This is a genomic window from Nonomuraea sp. NPDC050478 (assembly GCF_044458265.1).
GTDB lineage: Bacteria > Actinomycetota > Actinomycetes > Streptosporangiales > Streptosporangiaceae > Nonomuraea > Nonomuraea ferruginea.
In genome coordinates, this window is the sequence record NZ_JBITHT010000011.1 from 124,430 (window position 1) to 149,054 (window position 24,625).

At 71.9% G+C, this 24,625-nt stretch carries 25 protein-coding genes and 2 tRNA genes; 17 read left to right on the forward strand and 10 right to left on the reverse strand.

Features of this window, described 5'->3' with window-relative positions; genetic code table 11:
• Positions 1-12 precede the first annotated feature (12 nt).
• Entirely contained in the window at positions 13-2,238 is a 2,226-nt protein-coding gene (locus tag ACIBF7_RS41130; protein WP_397199552.1) for a BTAD domain-containing putative transcriptional regulator, read from the reverse strand.
• A 111-nt stretch (positions 2,239-2,349) separates the two neighbouring features.
• On the reverse strand, positions 2,350-3,186 hold the full coding sequence (locus tag ACIBF7_RS41135; protein WP_397199553.1) for a M23 family metallopeptidase: 837 nt from the start codon (positions 3,184-3,186) through the stop codon (positions 2,350-2,352).
• A 150-nt stretch (positions 3,187-3,336) separates the two neighbouring features.
• On the opposite strand from ACIBF7_RS41135, the gene ACIBF7_RS41140 reads away from it, so the two are divergent.
• Positions 3,337-4,161, forward strand: a complete 825-nt coding sequence (locus ACIBF7_RS41140) for an endonuclease/exonuclease/phosphatase family protein (RefSeq protein WP_397199554.1) — start codon at positions 3,337-3,339, stop codon at positions 4,159-4,161.
• Positions 4,162-4,165: 4 nt separating this feature from the next.
• Here ACIBF7_RS41140 and ACIBF7_RS41145 read toward each other — a convergent pair whose 3' ends face one another.
• Positions 4,166-4,537: an STAS domain-containing protein gene (locus ACIBF7_RS41145; RefSeq protein ID WP_148036540.1), complete on the reverse strand. Its 372-nt coding sequence runs from the start codon at positions 4,535-4,537 to the stop codon at positions 4,166-4,168.
• Between the two features lie 106 nt (positions 4,538-4,643).
• Here ACIBF7_RS41145 and ACIBF7_RS41150 point away from each other — a divergent pair, with 106 nt between their 5' ends.
• A complete protein-coding gene (locus ACIBF7_RS41150) occupies positions 4,644-5,297 on the forward strand; it encodes a flavin reductase family protein (protein WP_261809052.1) in 654 nt (217 codons plus the stop codon).
• 10 nt (positions 5,298-5,307) lie between these two features.
• On the opposite strand, the gene ACIBF7_RS41155 is transcribed toward ACIBF7_RS41150, so the two are convergent.
• Both ACIBF7_RS41155 and ACIBF7_RS41160 read right to left on the reverse strand, forming a co-directional pair.
• Positions 5,308-6,051, reverse strand: a complete 744-nt coding sequence (locus ACIBF7_RS41155) for an ABC transporter permease (RefSeq protein ID WP_397199555.1) — start codon at positions 6,049-6,051, stop codon at positions 5,308-5,310.
• Entirely contained in the window at positions 6,032-6,976 is a 945-nt protein-coding gene (locus ACIBF7_RS41160; RefSeq protein ID WP_397199556.1) for an ATP-binding cassette domain-containing protein, read from the reverse strand. The genes ACIBF7_RS41155 and ACIBF7_RS41160 overlap by 20 nt, the downstream gene beginning before the upstream one ends.
• A 232-nt stretch (positions 6,977-7,208) precedes the next feature.
• Here ACIBF7_RS41160 and ACIBF7_RS41165 point away from each other — a divergent pair, with 232 nt between their 5' ends.
• The 11 genes from ACIBF7_RS41165 to ACIBF7_RS41215 all read left to right on the forward strand — a co-directional run bounded on the left by ACIBF7_RS41165 (position 7,209) and on the right by ACIBF7_RS41215 (position 13,663).
• Complete coding sequence (locus ACIBF7_RS41165; protein WP_271280085.1) at positions 7,209-8,219, forward strand: GH25 family lysozyme; 1,011 nt, start codon at positions 7,209-7,211, stop codon at positions 8,217-8,219.
• A 43-nt stretch (positions 8,220-8,262) separates the two neighbouring features.
• Complete coding sequence (locus tag ACIBF7_RS41170) at positions 8,263-8,790, forward strand: C40 family peptidase (RefSeq protein WP_397199557.1); 528 nt, start codon at positions 8,263-8,265, stop codon at positions 8,788-8,790.
• A 60-nt stretch (positions 8,791-8,850) separates the two neighbouring features.
• The gene (locus ACIBF7_RS41175) at positions 8,851-9,081 is read left to right on the forward strand and encodes a transposase (protein ID WP_148036545.1); all 231 of its coding nucleotides are present in this window, start codon (positions 8,851-8,853) and stop codon (positions 9,079-9,081) included.
• Between the two features lie 39 nt (positions 9,082-9,120).
• Positions 9,121-9,196 (forward strand) — tRNA-Thr (locus ACIBF7_RS41180).
• A gap of 152 nt (positions 9,197-9,348) precedes the next feature.
• Positions 9,349-9,422, forward strand: a tRNA-Met gene (locus ACIBF7_RS41185).
• Positions 9,423-9,493: 71 nt separating this feature from the next.
• A complete protein-coding gene (gene rpmG, locus ACIBF7_RS41190) occupies positions 9,494-9,658 on the forward strand; it encodes a 50S ribosomal protein L33 (protein ID WP_019632658.1) in 165 nt (54 codons plus the stop codon).
• Between the two features lie 178 nt (positions 9,659-9,836).
• Positions 9,837-10,286 carry a MaoC family dehydratase N-terminal domain-containing protein gene (locus ACIBF7_RS41195; RefSeq protein ID WP_271280083.1) on the forward strand — a complete coding sequence of 150 codons (450 nt, stop codon included), beginning with the start codon at positions 9,837-9,839 and terminating at the stop codon, positions 10,284-10,286.
• Between the two features lies 1 nt (position 10,287).
• Positions 10,288-10,716: a MaoC family dehydratase gene (locus ACIBF7_RS41200; protein WP_148036547.1), complete on the forward strand. Its 429-nt coding sequence runs from the start codon at positions 10,288-10,290 to the stop codon at positions 10,714-10,716.
• Between the two features lie 30 nt (positions 10,717-10,746).
• A complete protein-coding gene (locus tag ACIBF7_RS41205) occupies positions 10,747-11,814 on the forward strand; it encodes a hypothetical protein (protein ID WP_397199558.1) in 1,068 nt (355 codons plus the stop codon).
• Positions 11,815-11,825: 11 nt separating this feature from the next.
• On the forward strand, positions 11,826-12,857 hold the full coding sequence (locus tag ACIBF7_RS41210) for a UDP-N-acetylmuramate dehydrogenase (protein ID WP_397199559.1): 1,032 nt from the start codon (positions 11,826-11,828) through the stop codon (positions 12,855-12,857).
• Positions 12,858-13,096: 239 nt separating this feature from the next.
• Entirely contained in the window at positions 13,097-13,663 is a 567-nt protein-coding gene (locus tag ACIBF7_RS41215; protein ID WP_397199560.1) for a TMEM165/GDT1 family protein, read from the forward strand.
• Here ACIBF7_RS41215 and ACIBF7_RS41220 read toward each other — a convergent pair.
• The 4 genes from ACIBF7_RS41220 to ACIBF7_RS41235 all read right to left on the reverse strand — a co-directional run bounded on the left by ACIBF7_RS41220 (position 13,660) and on the right by ACIBF7_RS41235 (position 18,287).
• Positions 13,660-14,238 (reverse strand): hypothetical protein, encoded by a 579-nt coding sequence (locus ACIBF7_RS41220; protein WP_148036551.1) that lies wholly within the window; start codon positions 14,236-14,238, stop codon positions 13,660-13,662. The genes ACIBF7_RS41215 and ACIBF7_RS41220 overlap by 4 nt on opposite strands.
• Positions 14,235-15,098, reverse strand: coding sequence for a hypothetical protein (locus tag ACIBF7_RS41225; RefSeq protein WP_397199561.1), 864 nt, complete (start codon positions 15,096-15,098; stop codon positions 14,235-14,237). The genes ACIBF7_RS41220 and ACIBF7_RS41225 overlap by 4 nt, the downstream gene beginning before the upstream one ends.
• 85 nt (positions 15,099-15,183) lie before the next feature.
• Positions 15,184-18,039, reverse strand: a complete 2,856-nt coding sequence (locus ACIBF7_RS41230; RefSeq protein WP_397199562.1) for an AAA family ATPase — start codon at positions 18,037-18,039, stop codon at positions 15,184-15,186.
• A 101-nt stretch (positions 18,040-18,140) separates the two neighbouring features.
• Positions 18,141-18,287 (reverse strand): hypothetical protein, encoded by a 147-nt coding sequence (locus ACIBF7_RS41235; RefSeq protein WP_219546921.1) that lies wholly within the window; start codon positions 18,285-18,287, stop codon positions 18,141-18,143.
• A 174-nt stretch (positions 18,288-18,461) separates the two neighbouring features.
• Here ACIBF7_RS41235 and deoC point away from each other — a divergent pair, with 174 nt between their 5' ends.
• The 4 genes from deoC (at position 18,462) to ACIBF7_RS41255 (ending at position 23,230) form a co-directional block, all read left to right on the forward strand.
• Positions 18,462-19,391 (forward strand): deoxyribose-phosphate aldolase, encoded by a 930-nt coding sequence (gene deoC / locus ACIBF7_RS41240; RefSeq protein ID WP_148036554.1) that lies wholly within the window; start codon positions 18,462-18,464, stop codon positions 19,389-19,391.
• 5 nt (positions 19,392-19,396) lie between these two features.
• Complete coding sequence (locus ACIBF7_RS41245; protein WP_372452479.1) at positions 19,397-20,827, forward strand: aldehyde dehydrogenase family protein; 1,431 nt, start codon at positions 19,397-19,399, stop codon at positions 20,825-20,827.
• 179 nt (positions 20,828-21,006) lie between these two features.
• Positions 21,007-21,852 carry an aldehyde dehydrogenase gene (locus ACIBF7_RS41250; protein ID WP_148036556.1) on the forward strand — a complete coding sequence of 282 codons (846 nt, stop codon included), beginning with the start codon at positions 21,007-21,009 and terminating at the stop codon, positions 21,850-21,852.
• A 19-nt stretch (positions 21,853-21,871) separates the two neighbouring features.
• A complete protein-coding gene (locus tag ACIBF7_RS41255; RefSeq protein WP_397199563.1) occupies positions 21,872-23,230 on the forward strand; it encodes an FG-GAP repeat domain-containing protein in 1,359 nt (452 codons plus the stop codon).
• Here ACIBF7_RS41255 and ACIBF7_RS41260 read toward each other — a convergent pair.
• A complete protein-coding gene (locus ACIBF7_RS41260) occupies positions 23,183-24,625 on the reverse strand; it encodes an amidase (RefSeq protein ID WP_397199564.1) in 1,443 nt (480 codons plus the stop codon). The two genes, ACIBF7_RS41255 and ACIBF7_RS41260, sit on opposite strands and share 48 nt — an antisense overlap.

Genomic DNA, 24,625 nt, shown 5'->3' on the forward strand with positions numbered 1-24,625 from the left:
GCGTTCAAGACGTCATCGAACGGCGGTCGCGGCGCGTTCCCTGGCGAACAGCCGCACCAGCTCGTGGAACCGGTAGTGCGGCCGGCTCGGCCCGCCCGGCGGGCGCAGCAACTGCGCGTGGGCGAGCTGCCGCAGCAGCTCGGGTCGCGCGCCCGTACGGTCGTCCTGCTGCCGCACGCCGGGCAGGTCCGGGCCGAAGCCCGCTGGCTGTTCGACCAGCCCCAGCCGGTCGAACAGCCGCGCCGCCTCGGGCGGCAGCTCGCGGTACGACAGGGCGATGCTGTCCCGTACGCTCAGGCCGTCGCAGACCAGCTCGTCCAGCCGGTGGCGCTCGTCGGCGAGCAGCCCGACGAGGCCGGACAGCGGCCACCGCGGCTGCCGCGCCAGCTTCGCCGCCGCGATCCGCACCGCGAGCGGCAGCCCGCCGCACAGACCGGCCAGCCGCTCGGCCGCCTCCCGCTCGTCCGCCACACGCCTGCTCCCGGCCACCCGACCGAGCAACTCCACGCACTCGGGTACGGGAAGCACATCGACGGGGACATCGATGGGCACGGGGGCGGGGTCGGCGGTGGCTACGGGCTCGGCGGCGGGTACGGGCGCGTCCATGGGCGTATTGATCGGCACGGTCAGGGCTGTTTCGCCGAGACGGCGGCGGGCGGTGATGATCACGCGGCAGCCGGGCGCGTCCACCAGCAGGGGCCGCACCTGCTCCGCCGATCCGGCGTCGTCCAGGACCACGAGCGCCCGCCGCCCGGCCAGCGCCTTCCGGAACGCCGCGGCCTGTTCCGCCGGATCTGGCGGCACCCCCACGCCGAGCGCGCGCAGGAACCGTTCCAGCACGCTTCCCGCCGGCACCGGCTCCCCGCCCGCGTCATACCCCCGCAGGTCGGCGAAGAGCTGGCCGTCCGGAAACCGGCTGGCCATCTGATGAGCCCACCGCAACACCAGCGCCGTCTTCCCCACCCCCGCCATCCCGCTCACCACCGCCACCCGCGGCCCGTCCTGGGCGAGCAGCCGATCCAGCGCCCGCAACTCCGGCGCCCGCCCGACGAACCCCCGCACGGGCGGCGGCAACTGCGCAGGCCGCACCACCGCGACCTGCGGCAGATCACAAGCCGGCCATACCGCCCCCGTCGGATGGGCCAACAGCCGGCCGTGCGGCACCCCCTCGCGCCACGCGGGCTCGGTGGGTTGTCTGTTGTGCGGTGGTTGCGACGGCTTGGCCTGCGGCTGGTCGCGAGTCGGTCGTGCCGCTCCCGCGGGATGGGCCGGCAGCCGGTCGTACGGCACCCTCTCGCGCCACGCCGGCTCGGCCTGCGTGTCCGACTGTCTGTTGTGCGGAGGTTGCGTGGGCTGCGCAGGCTTGGCCTGCGGCTGGTCGTGCGGCGGCTGCTCGCGCCACGCCAGTTCGGTTTGCGTGGCGGGTGGTCTGTAAGGCGGTTGCGCCTGCCGCGCTGGGGCGGGTCGCGGTAAGTGCGTCGGTGGGACGGGGTGGCCGCGGAGGACCTTGTGCTGGGCCTGGCGCAGTCCGGGGCCGGGTTCCAGGCCCAGTTCCTGTAGCAGCAGGTCGCGGCCTCGGTGGTAGCAGGCGAGGGCGTCGGCCTGGCGCCCGGCGTGCGACAGGGCGAGCACCAGTTTCTCGCGCAGCCCCTCGTCCAGGGGATGGTCGTCGACCAGCCCGGTCAGGTGCTCCACGACCTCGCGCGGCCGGCCGCACGCCAGCTCCAGCCCGGCCCACTCCTCGACCGCCGCCAGCCGGACCGCGTCCAGGCGGCGCGCCCACGCCGTGATCGCCGTGGTGTCGAGCCCCGCCAGCACGGGCCCGCGCCACAGGGCCAGCGCCTGTCCGAGCAGGTCGGCCGCCTGGTCGGGGTGCCCGGCCGCGGCGAGTTCGCGCCCTTCGGCGATCCGCCGCTCGGCTTCGTGCGCGTCGACCCGTACCCCTTCGGCGTCGAGCCGGTAGCCGTGCGGCTCGGTGACGATTACTCCGGGATCGCCTCCGGCCGCCTTGACGGCCTTGCGGAGAGCGGCGACGTGGATGGAGATCTGGGTGCGTACCGACGTGGGCCGGCGGTCCTCCCAGACCGTGCGCGCCAGCCGGTCCACCGGCACCGCCTGGCCGGTCTCCAGCAGCAGGGCGGCCAGCAGCGCACGGCGCCGCGACCCGCCGAGCCGGACAGGGTGCCCGGCGACGCCGGCCTCCAGCGGTCCGAGGACGAGAAACTCCAGCTGAGCCATGATCGAGATCGGTCTTGCAGGCGACGACGGCAGGGCACACCCGCTCGCCGAACCGAAACCCCCGATCGATCGTAGAGGAACCTCGTTATCGATCCGCTAAACGCCCGGAGATCAGGCGGGGCAGGACGTCCCGCCGCCGAGGTACTTCAGGTGGTTCCCGCTCACGAAGGGGCCCTGGCCGTCGGCGCCGCCGCTGCTCTTCAACCTGCGCCAGACCGTGGAACCGGGCTTGCGCCTCCGGCCTGGGGTGCGGCGTCGTCCGTAGCCGTTGTAGCCGAAGACGTACACGGTGCCCTTGGTCAGCTTGCCCTCGGACTCGTACTTCGTGCCCGCCCAGGAACGCTTGTTGACGGCCTTCTCGGCCCGGTACCGGCACCAGACCGTCGGCTTCGGATGCGTGCAGCTGTGGCTGGTGAGGATCTGCCGCCCGCCGCTGCCGAGCGAGCGGTTCTTGCCGTTGAAGTAGGGCTTGACCAGCTGCCAGGTCCCGTTCACCTTCTGCTGCTGCTCGTAGTGGAGGTGGGGTTTGCCGGTTCCGACGCTGCCGATGCGGCCGATGACGGTGGACCGGGTGACCTTGGAGCCGTTCTTGACGCGGTTCTTCATGTGCGCGTACATGGTGCGCCAGGTGCTGTTGTGCTCGACGTACATCGTGTTGGTCGTGCTGCCGGACAGATACCGCACCGTCCCGCCGACCGCGGGGCGCACCTCCCAGCCGTCGGCGCTGTAACCGCCCGAGTAGGGGTTGTCGGTGTTCGGATACATGTCGAGCGCCTTGTCCACGTAACCGGCGTGGGATCCGGCGGAGTCCGTGAAGACCTTGGTGCCGCACGCGAACGGGAGCTGGAAGAACGGCCGCGAGGCGAGCGCCTCGGTGGCGGCGTGGGCCGGAGCCGGAAGGCCCGTCATGGCGACGAGCGCGGCGACGGACACGGCAGTGCGACGCAAGAGGAGTCCTCCTCCATCAGGGGTGATAGGTGCCCCGGAGACGTTAGGGAGGCGGGTTATCGATTCCCTTAGCGCCGTTTCGCTTAGGGCTTCGATAACCCGGCTCACTAAGGTGCCTGGAAACCTTCACCGGGACGAGAGGGGTGCGTCTTGCCACGTCACGCCAGCCTGAGGATCCTCGCCGCCGGTCTGCTGGCCGCGACCTGCTTCGCCGGTCCGGCGTCGGCCGAGGCCGCGGCCCGGCCGGTGCGCGTGCTCCAGTTCAACCTGTGCAACAGCGGGCACGCACCCTGCTGGGGCGAGAAGCCGGGCCCCGACGGCACCCGGGCCGCCAGGACGATGAGCAAGGTCGTGTCGGTGTTCAAATCGCTGAACCCGCGACCGTCCGTCGTCGTGATGAACGAGGTGTGCTCCTCCGACCTCGCCTCCATGAAGATCCGGCTCGGCCTCGACGGCGACTCGTTCTTCACCGTGTACAAGAACTCCGCGAAGTACACGTGCGGTGGTTCCAGGAACGGCGGCGGCTCCTACGGTTCGGCGATCCTGACCGAGGCGCCGCTGCGCAAGCCGTACAGCGCGTACCGGCTGGAGAAGCGGTTCACCAAGCAGGACGGCAGCAGCGAGCGGCGGGTGATGGGCTGCCGGAAGGAGCCCGCCTTCACCGTCTGCACGGGCCACCTGTCGGTCAGCACGGTGGCGGTCGCCGAGGCGCAGTGCCGCGAGCTGATGAGCGGCGGCAGGAAACTGGCGGGCAGGGGCCCGCTGATCGTCTCCGGTGATCTGAACCTGCGCTGGAACAGGCCGGCCGAGCAGGCGGCGCTGAAGCGCTGCCTGGGCAGCGGCTACACGCGCAAGAGCGACGGCAACCGCCAGCACGTGATCGCCCGTGACAGCGGCCACGGCTTCGTCAGGACCGGGACGATCAGCATGGGGTCGTACAGCGACCACGACGCGTTCTGGGCGGACCTCTCGTGAGCCGTCAGAGGCCGAGGGCGTCGCCGCCGGGCAGGCGGGCGCGCAGCGCGGTGGGGACGTCGGGGTCGATGGGGACGACGGCGGAGACGCCCGTCACGTCGAGCAGCCGCCGCAGCACCCCCCGCACGCCCGCCATCCGCAGCCAGCCGCCCGCCTGCCTGGCCCTCTCCACGTAGTCGAGGAAGGTGCGCAGGCCCATCGAGTCGCAGAAGGTCAGCTCGGCGGTGTCGACGACGAGATGGATCCGCCCCCCGGACAGGCTGGCGCCGAGCGCCTCGTCCAGCTGGGGGCACCGGGTGGTGTCCAGCTCGCCGATCAAGCTGATGACCGCCGTGTCACCGAAGTATTCACTGGTGATGGCGAACGGTGCATGCATCCAGCGGCCTCCATGGTGTATGGGGCGACATTACACCGGTCAAGGCCGGTCGACAGGTCCGATTGCCGCCGGTGCCGGGACCCCGGCAGGCGCGAAAGTGTGGTCCGTGACCAAGCACACCCGTATCGAACCGTCGATCCTCTACTTCGGCACCCCTGTCGTGCTGATCTCCACCGTGAACGAGGACGGCACGCCCAATCTGGCCCCGATGTCGTCGGCGTTCTGGCTCGGCTGGCGGGGCGTGCTGGGGCTGGGCAGGCGGTCCAAGACCGCGCGCAACATGACGCGGACCCGCGAGTGCGTGCTGAACCTGCCCTCGGACGAGCTCGCCCCCGCCGTCGACCGGCTCGCCCTGACCACCGGCGCCGACCCGGTGCCGCCGGGGAAGCGCGAGCGGGGCTACCGGTACGTGCCCGCCAAGTTCGAGCGGGCGGGGCTGACGCCGGTGGCGAGCGAGACCGTGGCGCCGCCCCGGGTGGCCGAGTGCCCGGTGAGCATGGAAGCGGTGGTGGTCGTCGAGCACCCGGTGGGCGACGGCGGGATCGTCACCTTCGAGGTGCGGGTGCAGCGCGTGTGGGTGCACGACGAGATCCGCAAGGACGGCGCCGACGACCACGTCGACCCGGACCGGTGGCGGCCCTTGATCATGAGCTTCCAGAAGCTGTACGGGCTCGGGCCGCAGGTGCACGACTCGACGCTGGCCCGCATCCCGGAGCACGCCTACCGGGGGCCGGACATCGAAAGGGCCCGCGCCGTGTGAGCTGCACCGGTCAGACGCCCCGGCGCAGGGTCCGGTTGCCCAGGAACAGGCCGAGCGCGGCCACCGCCACCGCCGTCGCGGCCCCGTACAGGACCGGCAGGCCGAGCACCTGGCCGGAGAAGAGCGCGCGCTCGGCGTCGACGATGTAGGTGATGGGGTTGAGCCCGCCGGCCACCCGCAGCCAGTCCGGACCGGAGTCGAGCGGCAGCAGCACCCCCGACAGCAGCAGCATCGGGAACAGCAGCACCTGCGTGACCGTGTAGAACAGGGTGCCGTCGGGCGCCGACTTGACGGCCAGGACGAACGAGAGCGCGCCCAGCCCCACCCCGAACACGATCAGCAGCGCCAGCCCGGCGGCCACCCCCGCCAGGTGCGGCTCGAACCCGAGCGGCAGCGCCAGCACGATGATCAGGACGGCCTGGGCGAACAGCACGGCCATCTCCTTCATCGTCCTGCCGACCAGCATCGCGGTCCGGTCGAGCGGCGTCACCATCATCCGCTCCATCGAGCCGCCGACCAGCTCCATCAGCACGTAGTAGCCGGCCGCCATCGGCCCGGTCAGGCACATCATCACCAGGATGCCCGGCACGAACCACTGCCAGGACGCCCCGACGGCGCCGTCCAGCAGGGCCCCGAACAGGAACAGGAACAGTAGCGGCTGCCCCATCTCGAACATCAGCCCCACCGGCTCCCGCCACGCGGGCGTGAACTCGCGGCGGAACACGGTCACGGTGTCACGCAGGAAGGTCGTCATCGCTGAGGCTTCTCCCGGTCAGGGTGAGGAACACGTCGTCGAGGGTCGGGCGGACGGTCTCGGCGGTGGCGACCTTGACGCCCGCCGCCTCCAGCGTGCGCAGGTGCTCGGGCAGGGCGGCGGTCGCGGAGGCCGCGCGCAGCCGCACGGTGACGCCCTCGGCGGCGCCGCCGAGGAGCGCGGCGGCCCGCCCGGCGTCCTGGGCGGTGTGCGTGGTGAGCGTGACGCGGTCGCCGGCCAGGTCGTTCTTGAGCCGCTCGGCCGTGCCGTCGGCGATGATCCGGCCGTCGTCGATGATGATCACCCGCTCGGCCATGCTGTCGGCCTCTTCGAGGTAGTGGGTGGTGAGGAAGAGCGTGGTCCCGTACGTCTCGCGCAGGCGCAGGATGTGTGACCAGATCTCGGCGCGGCTCTTCGGGTCGAGCCCGGTCGAGGGCTCGTCCAGGAACAGCAGGCCGGGGCGGTGGACGAGGCCGAGGGCGATGTCGAGGCGGCGGCGCTGGCCGCCGGAGAGCGTGCCGGGCTTGCGCGCGGCCAGCGGCCCCAGGTCGAGCAGTTCCATCATCTCGCCGGCCCGGCGGCGGGCCTCGGCGCTGGTCAGGCCGTAGCAGCGGCCCTGGGTGACGAGTTCGTCGCCGATGCGGAAGTTCTCTCCGGCGCTGTTCCGCTGGCCGACGTAGCCGATCCTGGCGCGCACCCCGGCGGGGTCGCGCGCCACGTCGCGGCCGGCGACGGTGGCGGTGCCGGACGTCGGCGGCAGCAGCGTGGTGAGCATCCGCAGCGTGGTGGACTTGCCCGCGCCGTTCGGGCCGAGGAACGCGACGAGCTGTCCGGGCTCGACGTCCAGGTCGATGCCGCGTACGGCCTCGACGGTCTGTTTCTTCTTCAGGGAGAACACGCGGGTCAGACCCCGGGTGTGGATCATGGTGCCTTCCTCCGGGCATGGCGAAGAAACCCCTGGTGGTGGGGGGTGTCGGATGGGAGCGGCTCAAGTGTCAGCCCGGGAAAGCGGTCCTGGCAAACGTGAACATCACGTTCATATACGGCTCTGACCTGCGGAAACGTCACGTGGTTCGGATGGCGATGACGGATAACTTTTCGGCCTCTGAAGTGCGATTTCTCCGTACATGTAAAGATTTTTTGCGACTATCACCCACGTGAAGCGTCTGGTGCTCATCGCGGTGGTGGCGGCAGTCGGTCTGGGCGCGCAGAGCGCCCAGGCGGCGGACGGGGTCGCGGGGGTGGACGTCAGCAACTGGACCGGCGAGGTCGACTGGTCGGCGGCGGCGTCGGGCGGCGCCAAGTTCGCCTTCGTGCACGCCACCGAGGGCGGCGACTACGTCAACCCGCGCTTCACCGCGCAGTTCGACGGCGCGGCGGCGGCCGGGCTGGTCCGCGGCGCCTACCACTTCGCGCAGCCGCACGAGTCGGGCGGGGCCGCGCAGGCCGAGCACTTCGTGCGCAACGGCGGCAACTGGCTCACCGACGGGCGGACGCTGCCCGGCGTGCTCGACCTCGAAGACAACCCGTACCAGGACAGGAACGGCAAGAACGCCTGCTACGGCCTGTCGGCCAAGGACATGGTCGCCTGGATCAAGGACTTCACCAGGACCTACCGGGCCAGGACCGGGCGTCAGGCGATCGTCTACACCACCACGAGCTGGTGGCGGACCTGCACGGGCGACAGCACCGCGGCCAAGTCCAGCCCGCTGTGGATCGCCCGGTGGGGCGCCGACCCGGGCGAGCTGCCCAAGGCATGGCAGAAGCACACGTTCTGGCAGTCGGCCGACAAGGGCCCGCTGCCCGGCGGGCAGAACGCGTTCAACGGCTCCGAGTCCGAGCTGGCCGCGATGGCCAACCCGCCGGCCGAGGTGACCGTCTCCGGCAAGACGGTCAGCCGCACGACCTACCGGCTGACCGTGGCCAACACCGGGCCGCATCCGGTCACGGACGTCAAGGTCTCCGGGCGGACGTTCGGCGGGCAGCGGGTGGTCAAGGCGCCCACCGGCTGCACGTTCAGCGGCACCGCGATCCGCTGCTCGATCGACGAGCTCAGGCGCGGCCAGAAGAGGACCTTCGCCTTCACCACCAAGCCCCGCAAGAAGAAGGGCACGGTCGGCATCCGGTTCACTGTCGGAACCGTGGCGGTCAAGCTAAGCGCCAGATAGCCCCATAAGGCAGGATTGAACCGGCATCACGAGGGAGGCACGGGTGTCGGGGAGGCGCGGAGTTCTGCTCGCCATGGCGCTCGTCCTGCTCGTCGTCACCGCCTCCGCCCCGATCAAGCACTACGTCTTACCCCGGATCGTCGCGATCGCGTACGAGATCGAGCGCCACGGCATCGTCTACTCCTGGGGCGGCGGCCACGCCGAACGCCCCGGCCCCTCCACGGGCACCTGCGCCGGCTACACGGGCAGGATCAAGCCCTGCCCCGCCACCCGGACGCGGGGGCTGGACTGCTCCGGGCTCACGCGCTGGGTGTACGCGCTCGCGCACGGCGCGGACGTGCTCGGGCCGGGCAACACCGACGACCACGTACGGCGGATGCGCCAGGTCCGGTCGCCGGTGCCGGGTGACCTCGTCTTCTTCGGCGAACGCAAGAAGAAACGGCTCAGGACCCGGCACGTCGGCATCTATCTGGGCCTCGGGCGGATGATGAACGCCCCCGAGACCGGCGCGATCGTCCGGGTGGACGACATCGCGAAGGTGCCCGGATTCCTCGGGTTCTACCGCTACTGATCCCGTTACGCCTGTCGTCTCGGGGGAAATTGAGAGACCCGAAGGCTAATGTGTGCCGCTATGGACAGGCGATGGGTCGGGAGCGACGGGTACGAGATCGTGCTCGGCATGCGGGCCGGGCGTCAGGTGCTGAGGGTGCGCCGCAACGGCCGGCTCGTCGCCGAGTGCGCGTCGGTCTCCGAGGTCGCGCGCCACGTCGATCTGGCCGATCTCTGCGAGGTCATCGCGCTGCCCGAGCGACCCCGGAAAACCGGGCGGGAGACGGCCCGAACGAGTTCGCATCATCGTTGAGTGCCGTGTATGGTTACACCTGTCCGCAGCGCCGGACAGGCCCCTATAGCTCAGTCGGCAGAGCGTCTCCATGGTAAGGAGAAGGTCAACGGTTCGATTCCGTTTGGGGGCTCCACCCGCGACAGACCCCACCACGGTGGGGTTTTTGCTTTGTGTCGCCGGGGGTGCTTTTGGCATACTTGCATCACCCCGCCTGACCAGGCGAGTGACGTAGACGCTCGCGGGGTCGGGTATCCTCTACGGGGCCGGGTCGTTTCCGGCTTCAAAGGCGGAGTAGCTCAGTCAGGCAGAGCAAACGGCTCATAATCGTTGTGTCGCCGGTTCAAGTCCGGCCTCCGCTACTGCCCTCACCCAGGTCACCCGGCCTGGGTCCGGGCATGTCCATGTCCCGAACGTAGAAAGGCACTCCCAAGTGGCTGCCACCGACGTTAGGCCGAAGATCACGCTGGCCTGCCAGGAGTGCAAGCACCGCAACTACATCACGCGGAAGAACCGGCGCAACGACCCGGATCGGCTTGAGCTGAAGAAGTACTGCCCCAACTGCCGCTGCCACCGCGCGCACCGCGAGACCCGCTAGTTCTCGTCAGGGGCGGTCACTCCCGGCCTCCATAGAGCGCACAACCGGCGTCCCTCCGGGCGCCGGTTTGTCATGTCCGGGGGGCGGCAAAAAGCAGGCCATCGGCAGCGACAGCCGAACCTTGTTCTGTTACCTTCTGCTCAACAGCGCGTCCGGTGAGACATGCGAGGGAGCATCGATGGCCTTGAACCGTGACTTCGTGGGGCGCAGTTACCCATCCAGCACTCCATACGAAGTCAGCCGGGTGAAGATCCGAGAGTTCGCGGCGGCGATCGGCGACGACAACCCGATCTACCACGACAGGGACGCCGCCAGGGCCGCCGGCCACCCCGACGTGGTGGCCCCGCCCACCTTCCCGATCGTCTTCAGCCTGCGGGGCGGCGGCGAGGCGCTCGCCGACCCCGACCTGGGGCTCAACTTCGCCATGGTCGTCCACGGTGAGCAGCGTTTCGAGTATCTCCGCCCGGTCTACGCGGGCGACGAGCTGGTCACCACCGCCACCATCACCGACATCCGCACCGCCGGGCGCAACGAGCTGCTGACGGTCAGGAGCGACGTCACGACGGTCTCCGGCGAGCCGGTCTGCACCACGTACAACACGATCGTCGAGCGCGGAGGGGCGGCCTGACATGACGGCGACGGTGAAGTACGACGAGGTCGAGGTGGGCCAGGAGATCCCGCCGGTCGACTACCGCGTGCGCCGGGTCAACCTGGTCATGTACGCGGGAGCGTCCGGCGACTTCAACCAGATCCACTGGAACGAGCGGTTCGCCAAGATGGTGGGCCTGCCCGACGTCATCGCGCACGGCATGTACACGATGGCGCAGGCGGGCCGGTTCGTCACCGACTGGGCCGGCGACCCGGGCGCGGTCGTCGACTTCGGGGTGCGGTTCTCGTCGATGGTGGTCGTGCCCGACGACGACGAGGGCGCGACGATCACGGTGAGCGGCGTCGTGGAGGAGAAGCTCGACGACGGCAAGGTCGTGGTGGCGCTGACCGCCCGATCGGGGGACGCCCGGGTGCTGTCCAAGGCGAGGGCCGTGGTGCGGCTCGCCTAGGCGGCCGATTCTCGGGTACGCGTGACGGTCATGAGTAAGAAAGCATGGCCAACTGTTGAGTCGATTCCCGTCTCGGCCGTCACGGACGACCGGCCGCCCGCCCACCTGAGACCCGCCAGGACCGACGAGATCGCCGGCGCGAGCGGCACCGGCCGCGACACCGCCGGCGGCGCCGCCGTGCCCACCCCCGCACGCGCCACGGGCGTGGGCACGGCAGGCACCAAGGGCCGCCGCCGCGAAGGCGCCCGCGGCAACCCCGCGGCCGAGTTCGGCTTCTCCGGCGATCCAGGCCAGCACGGCGACCCGGGCGACGACATGCTGCACGCGCAGCGGGTGTGGGACGGCACGCTGGCCACCAACCGGATGGACGACCTGGGCGTCAACGCCGAGCGGCAGCGGGTGGAGACCAAGGACGTGACCGCCTCGGTCGGCCTCCTGGTGGACGGCTGGCCGGGTGACGTGCGCGCCTGCGTGGAGTCGGTGCTGGCGTACACCGGCTGCACGGTGCTGGCGCTCGACCTGGGCAACGTGGAAGGCGCCGGCGACGTGCTGGACGTGCTGGCCGGGCGCGAGCCTGACCGGGTGCGGGTGTGGCACGTCGCCGAGACGCCGCACTGGCTCGGCGGCACCGCGACCTGGGGCGCGGCCAGGGCCAAGCTGCTCCAGCTGGACACCGCCGAGGTGCACGTGTTCATGGACACCTCGGTGGTCCTGGTGGGCGACGCCCTCACGCCGCTGATCGCCGCCGTGCAGGAAGGCGCGGTGGCCGCCGGGTGGAAGGGCCGCAAGCCGCCGGGCGCCGAGAGGCCGGACAGCGGAGCCGAGTGGCTGGAGGCCGGGCCGGGCAAGGTGCCCGCGCTGACCGGTGACCTGATGGCGGTGCGCCGCTCGGCCGCCGTAGCGGCCCTGCCCGAACAGGCCCGCTACGGAGCCGACGCCGACCTGGAGCTGTCTCTGCGCCTGCGCGGCGAGCTGGTGGTGCCCCGCACGCGCCTTCCCGTACGGCAGGAGCGCGTGCACGCCGTGGCCGACGACTACCGGCTGGAGGAGTCACACCGTAACCACGGCCGGGTGCTCAGGATGCTGGAACCCTCCTAAGCTAGACCCCTATGGAGATGCTCGCGCCGTACACCACGCTGGGGTTGGGCGGTCCCGCCCTCGACTTCGTCCAAGCCGACACGGCCGAGCGACTGGTCTCCCTGGTGGCCGAGGCCGACCGCGCCGCGCGGCCGACGCTGGTCCTCGGCGGCGGCAGCAACCTCGTGGTGTCCGACGCGGGCTTCGACGGGCTCGTCGTCCGGGTGGAGACCAAGGGCGTGCGGGTGTCCCGTGACGGCGAGCAGGTGCTCGTGACGGTCGAGGCGGGCGAAGACTGGGACCCGCTGGTGGCCCGCACGGTCGCGGAGGGCTGGTCCGGCGTCGAGTGCATGGCCGGCATCCCCGGCCTGGTGGGCTCCACCCCGATCCAGAACGTCGGCGCCTACGGCCAGGAGATCGCGCAGACCGTCCGGTGCGTGCGCGCCTACGACCGCCGCACCCAGCAGGTCGAGGATCTGGAGGCCCGCCAGTGCGGGTTCGCCTACCGCACCAGCATGTTCAAGCGCGACCTGTCGCGCTACGTCGTGCTGTCGGTGACGTACGCGCTGGAGCTCACCGACATGTCCGGGCCGGTCGCCTACCAGGAGCTGGCCACCCGGCTGGGCGTCGAGCCCGGCGCCCGCGTGCCGCTGTCCCGCGCCCGCGAGGCGGTGCTGGAGCTGCGCCGCGGCAAGGGCATGGTGCTCGACCCCGGCGACCCCGACACCCGCAGCGCCGGTTCGTTCTTCACCAACCCGGTCCTGACCGCGGAGCAGGCGGCGGAGCTGGCCGCCCGCGCGCCCGGCCACCCGAGCTGGGAGCTGCCCGGCGGCCTGGTCAAGGTGCCGGCGGCGTGGCTGATCGAGCAGGCGGGCTTCCCCAAGGGCTACGCCCGCGGCCCGGTGCGCATCTCCACCAAGCACACGCTCGCGCTGACCAACCCGGACGGCGCCGGCACCACCGGCGACCTGCTGGCCCTGGCCAGGGAGGTGCGCGACGGGGTGCGCGAGAAGTTCGGCGTCACGCTGGTCAACGAGCCGGTGCTGGTCGGCTGCGAGATTTGACCTGGGGAATGCCCGCGCGCGGGCCGCTGTTAAGGTAAGTCGAAACACCGAAGGGGAGTAGTCCCAATCGCGTAGATCGACATACTGGCGCGCGCGTGCGCGCGCCCGGTCGCGCGGGCCTCACGGGCGGACGAGACCTTCGGCCTGGCAGTCGTGTACGAATCGCTGCCGGGCCGAAGCCGTGCCCGAAATTCTCCCCGGGTGCGATGCCCACGGTCCGGCCGCACGAGAGAGGGACCGTGGAAGCTTTCTGGATCAGCCTGGGCGCGATCTTCCTCGCCGAGCTCGGCGACAAGAGCCAGCTCATGGCCATGACGTTCGCCACCCGCTACAAGGCCTGGGTGGTGCTGACCGGCATCACGGTCGCCACCACCGTCGTCCACCTGGGCAGCGTGGCCATCGGCGGGCTCATCGGCGACGCGCTGCCCACCACCGCCATCTCGATCGTGGCGGGCCTGGCCTTCATCGGCTTCGCCGCCTGGACGCTGCGCGGCGACGAGCTGACCGAGGAGGAGTCGCGCAAGGCCCAGCGGGCCACCCGCAGCGCGCTGATCGCGGTGACGGTGGCGTTCTTCCTCAGCGAGCTGGGCGACAAGACGATGCTCGCCACGATCACGCTGGCCACCCAGTACGGCTGGGTCGGCACCTGGATCGGCTCCACGGTCGGCATGGTGGCCGCCGACGCGCTGGCCATCGTGGTGGGCCGCATGCTGGGCAGGAACCTTCCGGAGAAGGCCGTCCGCTACGGCGCCGCAGCCGCCTTCGCGATCTTCGGTGTCGTGATGCTGGTCGGCGCCTTCCTCTAGCGTGACCTCATCGCGCCGAGCGTCCGGCGGCCGGCCCTGATGTCGGAGATCAGCACGTACGCGACGAGCAGCAGGCCGAGGCAGAGCGCCTCGGCCGCCCACCAGGGGATCTCGGCGAGCAGCAGGTAGCCGTCGCTGTCGCTGCGCGTGCGCAGCGCCCAGGTGACCACGGCCACCACCGCGGTGACCAGCAGCCAGGTGCGCAGGCGCGGCAGGTCGCCCCGCCGCCACAGCCGGATCCGCCACTCCAGGTAGACCACGAGCACGCCGAGCAGGGCGCAGAACCCGATCAGCCACCACGGCAGGGCGAACGTGGCCCGCTCGGCGATCGCCGCCCGCGTGGCGCGCAGCTCGGCCTCGGCCCGGCGCTGCGCGGCCACGGCGGCGTCGCGCTGCTCCTTCAACTCGGCGACCACCTGCTGGCGGGGCTGCGGGGTGGTGTCCGACGGAAGCATTCTGGCCACCACGGTCAGCATGATCGCGATGAACGCCAGCACCAGCACGATGGCCATGAACAGGTCGATGAACCGCAGGTCGAGCGGCGGCGCGAAGGACCGGGCGGGCCGCCTCCTCACTGCTCCCTCACCAGCGTGTAGCGCTGCGGGCGGGCGCCGGACTCGGCCAGCGTTTCCACGGCGGTGCGCAGCGCGTCCAGGCCCTTGATCAGCTCTTCCGTCCTGCCCCTGGACTGGGCCAGCTCCTGGGCCAGCCCGTTCAGCGCGGGGGCGGTCCGCTTGGCGGGCAGGCGAGCCAGGTGGAGCAGGAACAACTCGTCGGCGGCGGCCACGTTCGCCCGCTCGGCCCGCTCGGCGAGCGCCATCGCGCCGAACGCGAGCACGCTCAGGAACAGCGCGATCAGGGTGACGCCGAACGCGGACGCCAGCTCGGGCAGCACGTGCTGCTTGAGCGCGGCCATCAGGGCGGCGGCGTCGCCCTGGCGGTCGAGCGCGTCGCCGAACGCGGTGACCATGGCGGCCATGGTCAGCGCGGTGCCGATGAACCCGAACACCGGCAGCGCCCAGATCAGCGCGTGGTCGAGGTGGTGCTTGTTGGCCATCTCGCTCTCGTCGAGCGCGGAGCGGGCGCCGAGCACCGCCTCGGCGTCGTTCCCCGCCTCGGCGGCCTCCCTGAACAGCTTGAGCCGCCGCGCCACGAGGGTGTCGTCGCCCGGATGGACCGCCTGCACGGAGGTGACCGCGCGGGCGGTCGCGGCGCTCTCCCGGCGGATGTCCGGCACGACCCTGGCGATGCGGAGCACGGTGGTCAGGAACACCGCGATGATGAGCGTGACCACCAGCTCCGCCGCCGCCGGGACCGTGGTGGCGCCCACCGACTTCAGCAGCGCGCCGACGAGTCCCGCGACGTGACACAGCATCGCGACCATCGTGCCCATCACGGGCGCGAACGCCGGGTGACACCAGCCGAACCTTGACAAGCCTCGCTCCACTTCACCTCGTGATCAAGTCAGATGACTACCCAACCACATACGAAGCTGACTAACGGTAACGAGGTGGCTACAACTACCGTGAAAGCAGAGAAAGTCGGTGCGCGGCGGCGGCCGCCTCACCCCGGGTGGTGACGCAGAGCTTGGCCAGGATGTTGGAGACGTGCACGCTGACCGTCTTGGCGGAGATGAACAGCTCCTTGGCGATGTCCCTGTTCGTCCGGCCCAGCGCGACCAGGCGGAGCACCTCCAGCTCGCGCGGGGTGAGCAGCTCCGACGGCTCCTGCGGGCGCTGGGCGCCGCCGACGCGGCGCGAGAGCGCCTCGATCTCAGCCACGAGCGGGGCCGCGCCCAGCGCGGTGGCCCGGGGGAGCGCCGTCGCCAGCCGGGCCGCGGCGCCGTCCCTGTCGCCCGCGCGCGCCGCCACGGTGGCCGCCCGCAGCAGGGCCCTGGCCTGGTTGTGCGGCCGGTTGAGCCGTTCCCACGCGGCGGCCGCGGCGTCGAAGTCGCCCGAGTACGTCAGCCGGTAGGCCTCGGCGACCGGGCTCGTCACCGACAGGTGCGCGGCCACGTCGGCGGCCTGCTCGCGCACCGCGCGGACCCGGTCGGGGTCGACGTCCTCGGCCGCGTCGCAGACGGTGCGCAGGAGGGCGAGCAGCCGCCAGCCGAGCATGGCCTTGCTGGACTGCGCGGGCCTGGCCAGCATCCGCTCGGCCACCGCCAGCGCGTAGCCGGGCTCGCCTCGCAGCATGTGCCAGCCGATGTGCAGCCGGGCGCTGTTGGTGATGTCCTGGACGAAGTCCTCCGGGCGCTCCTTGAGCACGCCGATCTCCGACAGGATGTTCTCCACCAGCTCCACCTCGCCCCGCGCGAGCGCGATGTCGGCGCGCACCCGCAGGAGGTGGTGACGGGTGCGCAGGGACGGCCCGAAGCTGAGCGCCCGCTCGACCGTCTCGACGGCCTCGTCCCAGCGGCCGATGTTCTCCAGCGCCTCGGCCTTGTTGTTGAGCACGAACAGGCCGCTGGCGCGCAGCCTGCCGAACCTCTTGGCCTCCCGCCAGCCCTCGTCGGAGAGCCTCAGCGCCTCTTCCCAGCGGCCGGTGTCGGGCAGCGAGTCGATCATGTTGCCGATCGCCCGGGTGATGACGCGGCCGGAGTTCTCCTGCCTGCCGAGGTCGAGCGCCCGCTGGTTGGTGGCGATCGTGGCCTCGATGTTCCCCGCGATCGAGTGGCCGAGCGCCAGGTTGAGCAGCAGGTCGGCCTCCAGGCACCGGTCGCCCAGCTCCCGGGCCAGCCGCAGCCCTTCCTCCACGTACATCTCGCCTTCGGCGGCCTCGCCGCGCAGCATGAGGTGCTGGCTCATCCGCACCAGCACCTCGGCCCTGGCCTCGCCCGGCTCCGGCACCAGCTTGAGCGCGTGGCGCAGGTCGTCCACCACGCCCATCTGGCCCTTGGCGATCTTCAGGTTGCTCCAGCGGACGATGAGCCCGGCCACGCGGTGCGGCTCGCGGGCCTCGTCCAGCTCCGACAGCGCTGCCTTGACGAACTTGACGGCCCGGTCCACCTCGCCGCCCGCCTGCGCGGCGGCGGCCGCCTTCTCCAGCACGGCGGTGTGGTCGGCGCCGATCCGCTCCGCCGCGCCGGGCACCCGGTCCCAGAGCATGAGCACGCGTTCGAGCAGCGGCACCGCCTCGGTGTAGGCGAAGGCCTTGAACGACTTCCTGGCGGCGTTCCAGGCGGCCGTCAGCGCGTGCACGTCGTCGCGCGCCCCGTACCAGTGGTGGGCCAGCTCGACGTGGGCGCGGCCGGGCGGGACCAGCCGGTGGTTCTTGGAGATCTCCTCGGCGTAGCGGGCGTGCAGGCGCTGGTGCTCCCCGGGCAGCAGCTCCTCGTGCACGGCCTCGCGGATCAGCGAGTGGCGGAAGACGTAGGCGCGGTTGTCGGAGATCTGCAGCACGTTGCCGGCGATGGCGGGCCGCAGCGCGGCCTCCAGCTCCAGCTCGGACAGGCCGCTCACGGCCGACAGCAGGGCGTGGCCGACGCGCGTGCCGCCGGCGGCGGCGACGCGCAGCACCCGCTGGGTCTCCTCGGGCAGCCGCTCGACCGCGTTGAGTATCAGGTCCTGCATCGACTCGGGGAACGCGAGGTCCTCGCCGCTCTCCAGCATGGCCTCGACGAACAGCGGGATGCCCTCGCTGCGCTCGTAGACCTTCTCCACGTCGGTGTAGTCGGGGGCGCTGCCGAGGATGCCGGCCATCTGCTGGGCGACCTCCTCGCGCGACAGCCGGGGCAGGTCGAGCCTGAGCACGCCGTTGACCCGGCCCAGCTCGGCCAGCACGGGCCGGAGCGGATGCTGGCGGTGCAGGTCGTCGGAGCGGTACGTCATGACCAGCAGCACCTGCGGGACCCGCAGGTTGCGGCTGAGGAAGGCGATCAGGTCGCGGCTGGACCGGTCGGCCCAGTGGATGTCCTCGACGATCAGGACGGTGGGGGTGTCGTCGGCGAGCCGTTCCAGCAGCGTGAGGATCTGCTCGAACAGCCTGGCCCGGCCGGTCTCGGTCTCGCCGTCGCCGCTCGGCTCGCCGAACTCGGGGAGCAGCCGCGCCAGGTCGCGTTCGGCGCCGTCGGGAAGCAGGGCGGCGATCCCGCCGGTGCCGTGCTCCCGGACGAGCTGCCTGAGCACGGCGGTGAAGGGCGCGTACGCCAGGCCCTCGGTGGACAGCTCCACGCAGCCGCCGCCCAGCACCCGCGCGCCGTCGCGGGCCACCTGCTCGGCGAAGCACTGGACGAGCCTGGTCTTGCCGACCCCGGCCTCGCCGCCGAGCAGCACCGCCGTGGCGTTGCCCGCTCTGGCCTCGGCGAAGGCGTCGGCCAGGGCGGTCAGCTGCTCCTGCCGCCCGACGAAAACGGGGCTCACCGAGCGTCCAAGCATGTCATCCAGCATGTCACGCCATATCCGATGCAATCGACGCAATTAAGGGGGTTGAGAGGCCCGGCCGCGAGGGAGGGTGCGGCCGGGCTCTCGTGCGATGGTCATGACGAACGGCGCTTGCCGAAGACCGAGCGGCGCTCGGCCTTGTTCCCCTTCGTGGCCTCGCGCACCCGGCGGTGGCGGGCCGCGGCCTCGTGCAGCTCGTTCGCGTGGCTCTTCATCAGCTGGTACTCGATCTCGGGACTCATCACTCGTACTCCTTGAAGGCGCTTCTTCTCGACACCTTCAAGATTCGTCCTAAGGCCCGCCCCCGCACATCGGGTGGATGCCTTATCTCCGGCCGCCCGCGTATACCTAGGGCACGCCCCAACTCCGGTTTGGACGTAGGGACACCGGTCGGCGATGCTGTGAGGGTGTCAATTGTGACGACCTCGCTCGCGGACGTCGCCTCTTCCGGGGCCACCCTGCGAGCATTCCTGCACGGCCTGCCCGGCGTCGACCGGGTCGGCGCTGACCAGCGGGCGGCGATGCTCGGCACCCGTTCCATCAAGACCACGGCCAAGGCCCAGGCCATCGACCTGGCGATCTCCATGGTGGACCTCACCACCCTCGAAGGCGCCGACACCCCGGGCAAGGTGCGCGCGCTCTGCGCCAAGGCTCGACACCCCGGCGAGGGGGCGCCCCGGGTGGCCGCCGTCTGTGTCTACCCCGACCTGGTGCACGTCGCCGCCGGGGCGCTGGCCGGCTCGGGGGTGAAGGTGGCCTCGGTGGCCACCGCGTTCCCCAGCGGCCGCTCCTCGCTGGAGGTGAAGGTGAGCGAGACGAAGCTCGCCGTCGCCGCCGGCGCCGACGAGATCGACATGGTGATCGACCGCGGCGCGTTCCTCGCCGGCGACCACCTGAAGGTGTACGAGGAGATCGCCGCGGTGAAGGCCGCCTGCGGCGACGCCCATCTGAAGGTGATCCTGGAGACGGGCGAGCTGGCGACCTACGACAACGTACGCCGCGCCTCCTGGCTCGCGATGCTGGCCGGGGGCGACTTCATCAAGACGTCCACCGGCAAGGTGTCCCCTGCGGCGACGCTCCCCGTCACGCTGATCATGCTGGAGGCGGTGCGCGACTTCCGCGACGCCACCGGGCGGCAGGTCGGCGTCAAGCCCGCCGGCGGCATCCGCACCACCAAGGACGCGATCAAGAACCTCGTCCTGGTCAACGAGACCGCGGGCGACGACTGGCTGAGCCCCGACTGGTTCCGCCTGGGCGCGTCATCCCTGCTGAACGACCTGCTGATGCAGCGTCAGAAGCTCGCCACCGGCCGCTACGCGGGCCCCGACTACTTCACCCTGGACTGATGGCGATGTCGATGTTCGAGTACGCCCCCGCGCCCGAGTCACGCGACGTCGTCGACATCAAGCCGTCCTACGGCCTGTTCATCGGCGGCGAGTTCACCGACGGCTCCGGACCGTCGTTCAAGACCGTCAACCCCGCCACCGAGGAGACGCTCGCCGAGGTCGCCACCGCGTCCTCCGACGACGTCGACCGCGCCGTCCAGGCCGCGCGCAAGGCGTTCGACGCCTGGAGCGGGCTGCCCGGCAGCGAGCGGGCCAAGTATCTGTTCAGGATCGCCCGCATCATCCAGGAGCGCGCCAGGGAGCTGGCCGTGCTGGAGTCGCTCGACAACGGCAAGCCGATCCGCGAGTCGCGCGACGTCGACGTGCCGCTGGTCGCCGCCCACTTCTTCTACTACGCGGGGTGGGCCGACAAGCTTTCCCACGCCGGGTTCGGGCCCGACCCGCGGCCGCTGGGCGTGGCCGGCCAGGTCATCCCGTGGAACTTCCCGCTGCTCATGCTCGCCTGGAAGATCGCGCCCGCGCTGGCGTGCGGCAACACGGTGGTGCTCAAGCCCGCCGAGACCACGCCGCTGACCGCGCTGCTGATCGCGGAGATCTGCCAGCAGGCCGAGCTGCCGCCGGGCGTGGTCAACATCGTCACCGGCGCGGGCGAGACCGGCGCGGCCGTGGTCGCGCACCCCGACGTGAACAAGGTGGCCTTCACCGGCTCCACCGACGTCGGCCGCCTCATCGCCCGCACGGTCGCCGGCTCCGGCAAGAAGCTCACGCTGGAGCTGGGCGGCAAGGCCGCCAACATCGTGTTCGAGGACGCCGCGCTCGACCAGGCGGTCGAGGGCATCGTCAACGGCATCTTCTTCAACCAGGGCCACGTGTGCTGCGCGGGCTCGCGGCTGCTGGTGCAGGAGTCGATCCAGGAGGAGCTGCTGGCGGCGCTCAAACGCAGGCTGGCCACGCTGCGGCTGGGCGATCCGCTCGACAAGAACACCGACATCGGCGCGATCAACTCGGCCGAGCAGCTCGCCAAGATCCGGCAGCTCTCGGAGGCCGGCGAGTCGGAGGGCGCCGAGCGCTGGTCGCCCGCCTGCGAGCTGCCCGGGCGCGGCTACTGGTTCCCGCCCACCCTGTTCACCGGGGTGGCGCAGTCCCACCGGATCGCCCGGGAGGAGATCTTCGGCCCGGTGCTGTCGATCCTCACCTTCCGCACCCCCGCCGAGGCCGTCGAGAAGGCCAACAACACCCCGTACGGCCTGTCGGCGGGCATCTGGACGGAGAAGGGCTCGCGCATCCTCTGGATGGCCGACAAGCTCAGGGCCGGCGTGGTGTGGGCCAACACGTTCAACCGGTTCGACCCGGCCTCGCCGTTCGGCGGCTACAAGGAGTCGGGGTACGGGCGCGAGGGCGGGCTCCGCGGTCTGGAGGCCTACCTTGACGTGTGACCACCGCCGCGGCCGTCGGCGCCGGACGCGCGCCCAAGCCACCCGCGGCCACGCCTTCGCCCGTTCCGGCCGTCCCGTCCGCACCGGCTGGTACGCCCACCGCTGCGGCGTGAGCCGGTGCGGCCAGGTGTTCGTGCCGGTCGAGACAGCCCAGGAGATCACGTGGAGGGGGCGCGGCGATGAGTAGGCTGGCCGTCAGGAAGACCTACAAGCTGTTCATCGGCGGGGCGTTCCCGCGCTCGGAGAGTGGGAGGTCCTATCCCGTGACCTCGCCGAAGGGTGACTTCCTCGCCAACGCGTCCAGGGCCTCGCGCAAGGACGCGCGCGACGCGGTGTCGGCCGCCCGCAAGGCGTTCCCCGGCTGGTCCGGCGCGACCGCCTACAACCGCGGCCAGATCCTCTACCGGATCGCCGAGATGCTGGAGGGCCGCCGCGCCCAGTTCGCCGACGAGCTCGGCCTGGGCAAGAAGGCCGCGCTGGAGTCGGTGGACGCGGCGATCGACCGGCTGGTCTGGTACGCGGGCTGGTCCGACAAGATCACGTCCGTGCACGGCACCGCCAACCCGGTGGCGGGTCCGTACTTCAACCTGTCCACGCCCGAGCCCACCGGGGTGGTCGCCGTGGTGGCGCCCGCCGACCCGCTGCTCGGGCTGGTCTCGGTGGTGGCCCCGGTGATCGTCACCGGCAACACGTGCGTGGTGGTCGCCGCCGAGCGGACCCCGCTCCCGGCGATCACCCTGGCCGAGGTCCTGGCCACGTCCGACCTGCCGGGCGGGGTGGTCAACATCCTCACCGGTCACCAGGCGGAGCTGGCCCCCTGGCTGGCCGCGCACATGGACGTCAACGCCCTCGACCTGACCGGGGTGACCGACGCCGACCTGGCGCTGCGGTGCGAGCAGGACGCGGCCGAGAACCTCAAGCGGGTGCTCGGCCCGGCCGGCGACGACTGGTCCGGCGACCCCGGCCTGGGACGCATGACCGCGTTCCTGGAGACCAAGACGGTCTGGCACCCGATGGGGGTCTGAGAGGGCTAGGGTCGGTGCCGTGCCGAGACGGATGACGATCTGGCTGGCGCTGGGCCTCCTGCTCGCGGGATGCGGCGGCGAACCCCGCCCCGTGTCCCGCACGCCGGTCCCGTCGGCCGCCGTGCCCTCCACTCCTGCGGCCTCCACCTCCGCGGCCTCGACCCCCACTGCGCTCCCGAGCGTCAAGCCCCGGGCCGGCAAGCGGGGCCGGCACGCCGACGACGCCGACGACGACGGCCGCGCCGACCTGGTCGTCGAGGCCCGCACCCGCGACGGCCTGCCGTTCCGCACGGTCGTCCACGGCTCGCCGCGCGGTCTGGACCCGGGAAGGCAGACCGGCGCCACGTCCAAGACGTCCTGCTTCATGCGGCTCGACCAGGCCAACTGGGCGGCCGACTTCGACGGCGACGGCTTCGGCGACATCCTCGGCACCGCGCGGGAGGGCGAGGACGGGAGCCGCCCGTGCGTCCTGTGGGGGCCGCACGGCCTCGCGCCGGGGAAGGAGCCGGTTCGGCTGCGGGCGGAGACGGACGTCGTGGCCGACGCCGCCGTCGCCGGTGACTTCGACGGCGACGGCGCCGCCGACCTGGCGATGCCGAGCACGCCCGAGGGCAGCTTCTTCCACTCCGACCTGGTCGTCCTGTACGGTCCCTTCCGCCGTGACGGGACACCGGCCCGCCAGACCGTCCAGGCGTCGCCGTCCGGCGACGAGTTCCGGCGGCTGACCGTCGACAGGATCGAGGGCCGGCGCGCGACAGGGCTGATCGTGCACGAGCCCGACGACGGCGAGCAGACCGCCTCCTGGCTGCTCCGCGCCGGGCCCGGCGGCCTGGACAAGGCGGGACACAAACTCAACGACGGGTCGTCCGCCGCGTTCGGCGACTTCGACGGCGACGGCACCAGGGACGTCGCCGTGGGCGACAACGGGAGCCGCAACAACGAGCCCGGCTACGAGACCGAGCCGCCCTCCGTCCACCACGCGCTGACCGTCTACTACGGGAACGGCCGCACCTGGACGTTCACCGGCACCGCGGGCACGATGGCCGCCGGTGACTTCGACGGCGACGCCCGCGACGACCTCGCCTTCGGCGGCGGCCACGAGTACGGCCCGCGTCAGCCGGTCCTGGTCTTCCGCGGTGCCCCTGACGGCCTGCGCCCCGGCGGCGCGCTCGACGGCGTGAGCCCGGCCGGGCCGCGGACCGCGGGCGACTTCGACGGCGACGGGGACGACGAGCTCGTCCTCTCCCACGGTCAGGACAGCGTGAAGATCATCGTGACGGACGGGACGAAGGTCCTGTCCCGCTTCGGCGTGCCGCCCGGTGGCGGCCGCTCAGCTGGAGAAACCCGGCGGCCGGATCGGCGGGTGGGCGGTCTGTAGCTGGGCCGCCAGGCCGAGCAGGTGGGGTTCGCCGCCCGGCGGGGCGATGAGCTGCACGGCGATCGGCAGCCCGCTGGAGTGGGTGGCGACGGGCACCGCCATCGCGGGCCAGCCGCACATGTTCCACGCGCCGGTCGCGGACGCGTACCTGACGTTGACCAGGGCGTTGCGGACGAAGCCGCGCTCGCCCCACCGCTCGGCCTTCGGCGGGATCGCGGCCAGCGCGGGCGTGACGAGCACGTCGGCGTCGCCGAACCACTGGTCGGCGCCGTAGCCGCGCCACCGGTCGCGGCCCCGGTCGCCGTTCGCGCCCAGGCGGTTGAGTACCCGCCCGGCCCTGGCCATGGCGCGGCTGCGGCGCTCCAGCGCGTGCGGGTCGTGCGGGGCGGCGGACTCGGCGGCCCTGGCCAGCCAGGCGGCCATCGTGGCGGTGGCGAGCCAGGCGGGGAACCGGTTCGTCCGCTCGACCACCGTGTGGCCGGCCTGCCGCAGCGTCTCCGCGGCCCCGCGCACCGCCGACCGGAACTCGCCGTCCATCGGCGCCCCCACCGGTAACGGCTGCGGCGCGTACGCCACCCGCAGGTCGAACGGCTCCGGCCCGTTCTTCGGCGGCGGCGGCTCCCACACCGCCTCGTCGTCCGCCCACACCGAGCGGAGCGGCGGCCGGCTCGGCTCGGTGCGCCGGCCGGATCGCCACGCCTCGGCCAGCGACGGGTCCGCGGCCAGCACGGACAGCATCAGCGCCAGGTCGGGGATGTTCGCGGCGATCGGCCCGTTCTCCGACAGTCCCCGCCAGTCGTCCGTCGGGGCCGGGACCAGGCCGGTGCCCGGCTTGAGCGCCGGCACCCCGCAGCACGCCGCCGGGATGCGCAGCGAGCCCATGCCGTCGTTGCCGAGCGCGAGCGGCACCATGCCCGCCGCCACGGCGGCGGCGCTGCCGGACGACGACCCGCCCGCCGTGCGCGCGGTGTCCCACGGATTGCGTACGGTGCCGTACACGCTGTCGCCGAAACCCACCAGCGTCAGCTCGGGCACGTTCGTCAGCCCGATCACCACCGCGCCCGCCGCCCGCAGCCGCGCGACCGTCTCGTGGTCGGCCGTCTTCGGCTCGGCGGACGTGGCCGCCGAGCCGGCCCGCATCGGCTCGCCGGCGACCTCCAGGTTGTCCTTGACCGCGACGGGGACCCCGGCCAGCGGGAGCTCCGACAGGTCGCGCCGGTCCTGGACGTCCTCCGCCTCCTTGAGCGCGCGCTCGCGCACCGCGCGGAACGCGCCCACCCGCGGGTCGCGCTCGGCGATGGCGCGCAGATGATCCTCGGCCACCGCCGCAGCCGCTACCTTGCCCTGACGTACGGCCGCCGCGATCTCCGTGGCGGACCTGCCTGCCCACGACAT